This is a genomic window from Streptomyces pseudoechinosporeus (genome assembly GCF_054783935.1).
On the sequence record NZ_BAAGPS010000023.1, the window covers coordinates 350,729 to 357,334 of the forward strand.

At 71.6% G+C, this 6,606-nt stretch carries 5 protein-coding genes; 2 read left to right on the forward strand and 3 right to left on the reverse strand.

Translation table 11 applies throughout. The annotated features are described in order from the left end of the window. Nucleotides 1–125: 125 nt before the first annotated feature. Nucleotides 126–1,514: an FAD-dependent oxidoreductase gene (locus ACYVO6_RS25055; protein ID WP_461064722.1), complete on the reverse strand. Its 1,389-nt coding sequence runs from the start codon at nt 1,512–1,514 to the stop codon at nt 126–128. A gap of 36 nt (nt 1,515–1,550) precedes the next feature. Next, entirely contained in the window at nt 1,551–2,555 is a 1,005-nt protein-coding gene (locus ACYVO6_RS25060) for a DUF4349 domain-containing protein (RefSeq protein ID WP_461064724.1), read from the reverse strand. Between the two features lie 181 nt (nt 2,556–2,736). Here ACYVO6_RS25060 and hemG point away from each other — a divergent pair, with 181 nt between their 5' ends. Both hemG and hemQ read left to right on the forward strand, forming a co-directional pair. Continuing rightward, entirely contained in the window at nt 2,737–4,281 is a 1,545-nt protein-coding gene (gene hemG, locus ACYVO6_RS25065; protein WP_461064726.1) for a protoporphyrinogen oxidase, read from the forward strand. A 4-nt stretch (nt 4,282–4,285) separates the two neighbouring features. Next, nucleotides 4,286–5,017: a hydrogen peroxide-dependent heme synthase gene (gene hemQ, locus ACYVO6_RS25070; protein ID WP_461064728.1), complete on the forward strand. Its 732-nt coding sequence runs from the start codon at nt 4,286–4,288 to the stop codon at nt 5,015–5,017. A 27-nt stretch (nt 5,018–5,044) separates the two neighbouring features. Here the strand turns inward: hemQ and ACYVO6_RS25075 are convergent, their stop codons facing one another. After that, nucleotides 5,045–6,586 carry an alpha/beta hydrolase gene (locus ACYVO6_RS25075; RefSeq protein WP_461064890.1) on the reverse strand — a complete coding sequence of 514 codons (1,542 nt, stop codon included), beginning with the start codon at nt 6,584–6,586 and terminating at the stop codon, nt 5,045–5,047. Between the last annotated feature and the right edge of the window lie 20 nt (nt 6,587–6,606).

Genomic DNA, 6,606 nt, shown 5'->3' on the forward strand with positions numbered 1-6,606 from the left:
TCCGCTGGTTGAGCAGGGGGTTCGTTTGAGCAGAGGTTGTATCTGAGCTGCGGGTGCGTTGTGGCTGGTCGCGCAGTTCCCCGCGTCCCTGAAGGGGCGCCTCCAGTGGGCCCCCGGATAGACGATTACCCTCGGCCGAATACTGCTCCTACCGCCTTGCGGGCCGCCACCTGTACCGGGTCCCAGACCGGAGAGAACGGGGGCGCGTAGCCCAGGTCCAGGGATGTCAGTTGTTCTACCGTCATGCCTGCCGTCAGGGCTACCGCTGCGATGTCCACTCGTTTGCCCGCGCCCTCGCGGCCGACGATCTGGACGCCCAGCAGGCGGCCGGTGCGTCGTTCGGCGAGCATCTTCACCGTCATCGGGGCGGCGCCCGGGTAGTAGCCGGAGCGGCTGGTGGACTCGATGGTGACCTTCTCGTACTGGAGGCCTGCCCTGCGTGCGTCCTTTTCGCGGAGGCCTGTGCGGGCGATCTCCAGGTCGCAGACCTTGCTGACCGCCGTGCCGACGACGCCGGAGAACGTGGCGTAGCCGCCGCCGGCGTTCGCGCCGATCACCTGGCCGTGTTTGTTGGCGTGCGTGCCCAGTGCGATGTGCCGTTCGCGGCCGGAGACCAGGTCGAGGACCTCCACGCAGTCGCCGCCGGCCCAGATGTTCTCGTAGCCGCGTACCCGCATGGCCTGGTCGGTCAGCAGCCCCTCGTGGTCGCCCAGCGGCAGCCCCGCCGCCTGCGCGAGCGTCGTTTCCGGGCGTACGCCGATGCCGAGCACCACCACGTCCGCCGGGTACTCGGCGTCCTCCGTGGCGACCGCGCGGACCCGGCCGTCCTCGCCGGTGAGGATCTTGGTGACCTCGGCGTCGTTCACCATCGTGATGCCCAGGCCCTCCATGGCCTCGTGCACCAGCCGGCCCATGTCGGGGTCGAGTGTGGACATCGGCTCCTTGCCGCGGTTGACCACCGTCACCTCGTACCCGCGGTTGATCAGCGCCTCGGCCATCTCCACGCCGATGTAGCCGGCGCCGACCACCACCGCGCGCCGGCCGGACGTACGGGCCAGCGTGTCGATCAAGGCCTGGCCGTCGTCGAGGGTCTGCACGCCGTGCACTCCCGGGGCGTCGATGCCGGGCAGCGGCGGACGGATCGGCCGGGCGCCCGTCGCGATCACGAGCTTGTCGTACGACGTCCACGCCTCGGCCCCGGCCTCCAGGTCACGGGCGCGGACCCGGCCGCCCGCGACATCCAGCGCCGTCACCTCCGTACGCATCCGCAGGTCGATCCCGCGCTCCCGGTGCTCCTCGGGGCTGCGCGCGATCAGCTGGTCCCGGTCCGCGACGTCGCCGCCCACCCAGTACGGGATGCCGCATGCGGAGTACGAGCTGAAGTGGCCGCGCTCGAACGCGATGATCTCCAGTTCGTCGGGGCCCTTCATACGGCGCGCCTGGGACGCGGCGGACATGCCCGCCGCGTCCCCTCCGACGACCACCAGGCGTTCTCTCGTACGGCTCATGCTCATACGAACACGCTACGGGGGTGCGGCATTTCAGTCCTGTCAGTCCTCCTTGCCGTCCTCACCCGGCGCCGGCCGGGCGACCGGCAGGGACATGCCGGCCGTCGCCGTACCCGCGCCCGCACCTGCCGTGGCCGGGCGGCGCGGCAGCCGGTGTCGCAGGAAACGCATCCACAGCAGCAGGAGCAGCGCCGCGCCCACCACGAAGGGGAGCACCGCGGCGAACGCCATCGCGATCCAGTGGAACGTGGCGACGAACGCGTCCCAGCCACCCCCGAGCGCGTCCGCGAGCCCCGGGTCCTCGTCCTCCGCCGCCTTCACCGGCGTCTCGGACAGCGACAGGGTGATCGTGGCCAGGCTCGTACGGTCCTTCAGGGATGCCTGCTGGGCCAGCAGCGACTCCAGGTCGGCCTGACGGCTGCTCAACTCGCCTTCCAGCGTGACCACATCGCTGAGCTTGGTCGCCTGGTCCATCAGCTCACGGATCCGGATCACGCTGGCGCGCTGCGTCGTGATGCGGCTCTCCACGTCGACGACCTGGTCCGTGACGTCCTCCGCCTTCGCCGTCCGGTCGATCAGCTTGCCGGCGCCCTCCAGCTCCTCGAGCACCTCCTCGTACCGGTCCGTGGGCACCCGCAGGACGACCCGCGAGCGCTCGCGGCCCTTGGAGTCGCGGTCGGTGGTCTCGTTGCCGACGATGCCGCCCGCGTTCTCGACGGCGGTACGGGCCTCGGCGAGCGCCTTGGGTACGTCCTTGACCTGCACGGTCAGGGACGCGGTACGGATGATGTGGGTGGCGCTCAACTTCGGCGGCGCGGCGGCCTGTTGGCCCTTGCCGTCGCTGCTGCTGTCCTGGTGGCCGGCCCCGCTCTCCTCGGTGCGGGCGGCGGCTTTGTCGCCGCTGCCGGACTCAAAGCCGCCGGCCTCGTCCGCACCGCTGCACCCCGCGAGCGCGAGGGCGGCGGCCAGCAACAGCGCCGCGAGAGTCTGGACAGGTCGTACGGACCGTATGGATCGGTGCCTGGATGTGGTGCCACGCGTCTGCATGCCGGCATACCCCCGAGAGTGTCGTGATGACTGACGCTCCTTCGACGCCGGAGCAGGGCGGGACGTTGGACGTATCCGGTCCCGAACAGGTCACGGTCCGGACTCGTCATGGACACCGCGGGCCGAAGGAGGGCCCGAAGGGGGGCGAAGGGATGTCAGTGGGGAGTGGGACAGTGGAGACATGCACGCAGACACTCGTACGGGACCCGGTCACGTCGTCGTCATCGGGGGCGGCATCGCCGGTCTGGCCGCCGCGCACCGGCTGCTGGACAGCGGTGCGCGGGTGACCGTCCTGGAGGCCTCGGACCGGCTCGGCGGCAAGCTGCTCCCCGGCGAGATCGCGGGTGCGCGGGTCGACTTCGGCGCCGAGTCGATGCTGGCCCGGCGCCCTGAGGCGGTGGCGCTCGCCCGCGAGGTGGGCCTCGACGCCCGGCTCCGGCCGCCCGCGACGGCGAGCGCGTCGATCTGGACGCGGGGCGCGCTGCGGCCCATGCCCAAGGGCCACGTCATGGGTGTGCCCGGCACCGCGTCCGCCCTCGCCGGACTGCTCTCCGAGGAGGGCGTCCACCGCATCGAGCGCGACGCCGACCTGCCGCGCACGGAGATCGGCGACGACGTGGCGGTGGGGGAGTACGTGGCGGCCCGCCTGGGCCGCGAGGTGGTGGACCGCCTGATCGAGCCGCTCCTGGGCGGCGTCTACGCGGGCGACGCCTACCGCATCTCCATGCGCTCGGCCGTCCCCCAGCTCTTCGAGGCGGCTCGTACGCACACGTCGTTGACGGAGGCGGTCCGGGGAATCCAGGCCCGTGCGGCTGCCGCCCAGCAGACCGGCCCCGTCTTCATGGGCATCGAGGGCGGCGTCGGCCAACTGCCGCTCGCGGTAGCGGAGTTGATACGGGCGCGGGGCGGCGAGATCGTCACCGGGGCGCGGGTGACGGAGCTGCGCAGGGCCGCGGGGGAGGCGGCTGGGCGATCTGGTGAGGCCTCGGTGGCGGCGACCGCGGGCGGGCCGGCAGAGGCGCGGCCGCGCGGCGAAGGGCTGCCCACGGCCTGGCGCATCGTCGCAGGAGGGCGTGTGCTCCATGCCGACGGCGTTGTCGTCGCCGTTCCCGCCGGCGCGGCTGCCGCGTTGCTGCGGGACGAAGCGCCCGCTGCCGCGGCTGAGCTGGCCGGTGTCGAGTACGCCTCCATGGCGCTCGTCACGCTCGCCTACCGACGCGATGAAATCCGCCTCCCTGAAGGGAGCGGTTTTCTGGTGCCGCCTGTTGACGGGCGGACCATCAAGGCGTCCACGTTCGCTTCCCAGAAGTGGGGGTGGATCGACGAGGAGAACCCGGACCTGCTGGTCCTGCGCACGTCCGTGGGGCGATACGGAGAGACCGAGATTCTCGGACGCGAGGACGGCGAACTCGTCGACGTCTCGAGGCACGACCTGCGGGAAGCCACCGGGCTCGACGCCGCACCCGTCGCGGCGAGCGTCACGCGCTGGACCGACGGCCTGCCCCAGTACCCCGTCGGGCACCACGCGCGCGTGAGCCGCATCCGGGAGCACGTCGGCAAGCTGCCGGGCCTCGCCGTGTGCGGAGCGGCGTACGACGGAGTGGGTATCCCGGCGTGCATCGCGAGCGCGTACGCCACCGTGGACCAGCTGAGCGGCGACCGCGGCGGACTGGACGAACTGATCAAGAACCCGGTGCAGAGTCCGCACGGCGGAGCGGGAGAATAGCCCCATGAGTGACGACGCCCCCACCACCGGCCCGGCCAAGATCCCGAACAAGGGCAAGCTGGCCAAGGACCTGAACGAGGTCATCCGCTACACCCTGTGGTCCGTCTTCAAGCTGCGAGACGTCCTCCCCGAGGACCGCGCCGGCTACGCGGACGAGGTCCAGGAGCTCTTCGACCAGCTCACCGCCAAGGACGTCACGATCCGCGGCACGTACGACGTGTCCGGACTGCGCGCCGACGCCGACCTCATGATCTGGTGGCACGCGGAGACCGCCGACCAGCTCCAGGAGGCGTACAACCTCTTCCGCCGTACGAAGCTGGGCCGCGCCCTGGAGCCGGTCTGGTCGAACATGGCGCTGCACCGCCCCGCGGAGTTCAACCGCTCGCACATCCCGGCGTTCCTCGCCGACGAGACGCCGCGCAACTACATCAGCGTCTACCCCTTCGTGCGCTCCTACGACTGGTACCTGCTGCCCGACGAGGACCGCCGCCGCATGCTCGCCGACCACGGCAAGATGGCCCGCGGCTACCCGGACGTGCGCGCCAACACAGTCGCCTCGTTCTCCCTCGGCGACTACGAGTGGATCCTCGCCTTCGAGGCCGACGAGCTGTACCGCATCGTCGACCTCATGCGCCACCTGCGCGCCTCCGAGGCCCGGATGCACGTCCGCGAGGAGGTCCCGTTCTACACGGGCCGTCGCAAGGACATCGGCGAGCTGGTCGCGGGGCTGGCCTGACCTGGGCTTGACGACAGGACGCCAGGACTAGCTCGCATGTTGGGCGGCCCTCGGCCGGAAGCGGTCGCCCGGCGAGACGGGCTTCGGCTCGGGATGCGGCCCGCACTCTTCGCCCCGCGCCGGAAGCCTGCCCTCCAGCAGATACGCGTCGAGGTGGCCGTTGACGCACGGGTTCGCCCCGCCCCCGATCCCGTGCGCGCCCGCCGCCCGCTCGGTCACCAGCACCGAGCCGGACAGCCGTCGCCGCAGCTCCAGCGCCCCCTTGTACGGCGTGGCCGCGTCCCGCTCGGCGGCCAGGATCAGCGTCGGCGGCAGCTCGCCGGGTGACGTTCGTACGTCGAGGGGCTGCTGCCGCGGCAACTGCCAGTACGCGCACGGCAGGTTCATCCAGACGTTGGCCCACGTCTCGAAGGGCGCCACGCGCGCGAGCCGCGTGTTGTCACGGTCCCAGGTACGCCAGTCCGTCGGCCAGGGCGCGTCATTGCACTCGACGGCCGTGTAGGCGGCGTCGCCGTTCTCCTGCTCGGCCACCGCCTCCGGTTGTGGCCCCGCCTGCTGGATCAACGGCTTCGGATCGCCCTTCAGATACGCGGAGAGCGCCTCCGCGCGCCGCGGCCAGTAGTCGTCGTAGTAACCGGCCTGCAGATACGCGCTCTGCAGTTCCCCCGGCCCGACCTTCCCGCCCGCCGGCTCGGCGGCGAGCCGCGCCCGCACCTTCTCGTAGCTGCGCAGCACCTCCTCGGGCGTGCTGCCGAGCCCGTACACCTTGTCGTGCTTGGCCACCCACACGCGGAAGTCCGCCCAACGCCCCTCGAAGGCGCGCGACTGATCGAGGTTGTTCCGGTACCAGATCCGCTCCGGGTCCGGGTTCACGGCCGAGTCGAAGACCATCCGGCGTACGTGCGAGGGGAACAGCGTCGCGTACAGGGCCCCGATGTACGTGCCGTACGAGGCGCCCATGAAGGTCAGCCTCCGCTCGCCGAGCGCGGCGCGCAGAACGTCCAGGTCGCGCGCGTTGTTGAGCGATGTGAAGTGCCGCAGCCCGCTGCCGGAACGCTTCAGACAGCCGCGCGCGTACGCCTTCGCCTGCGCGATGCGCTTCTTCTTGTACGACTCCGAAGGGTTCGCCGGCGACTGCGACGGACCGTTGAGGAGCCGCTTCGGGTCCTGGCAGGACAGCGGCGCGGAGCGGCCCACTCCGCGTGGGGCGTAGCCGATGAGGTCGTACGCCGCCGCGATGCGCTTCCACTCGGGGAGCAGGCCGACCAGCGGGAAGTGCATGCCGGAGACGCCAGGGCCACCCGGATTGAAGACGAGCGAGCCCTGCCGCGGGACCCGCCGCTTGTCATCCTTGTCGTCTTTGCCGTGCTTGCCGGTCGCCCGCGTGCGGCTGACGGTCAGCTTGATCTTCTTGCCGTCGGGCTGCGCGTAGTCGAGCGGCACCGTCACCGTGCCGCACTCACGGCTGCCGGGGCCGTCCTGCTCCTCGGCGCACTTCCCGAAGCGGATGCCTTCGGCGGCGGCGCGCGCGGCGGCGACGGTCACGCCGTGCCGCTCGGCCCGGCCCAGCGCGGCGGCCCGGGCGTGGG

Coding starts and splice junctions, on each gene's coding strand:
- ACYVO6_RS25055 (WP_461064722.1), bottom strand. CDS start 1,514: ATGAGCATGAGCCGTACGAGAGAACGCCTGGTGGTCGTCGGAGGGGAC.
- ACYVO6_RS25060 (WP_461064724.1), bottom strand. CDS start 2,555: ATGCAGACGCGTGGCACCACATCCAGGCACCGATCCATACGGTCCGTA.
- hemG (WP_461064726.1), top strand. CDS start 2,737: ATGCACGCAGACACTCGTACGGGACCCGGTCACGTCGTCGTCATCGGG.
- hemQ (WP_461064728.1), top strand. CDS start 4,286: ATGAGTGACGACGCCCCCACCACCGGCCCGGCCAAGATCCCGAACAAG.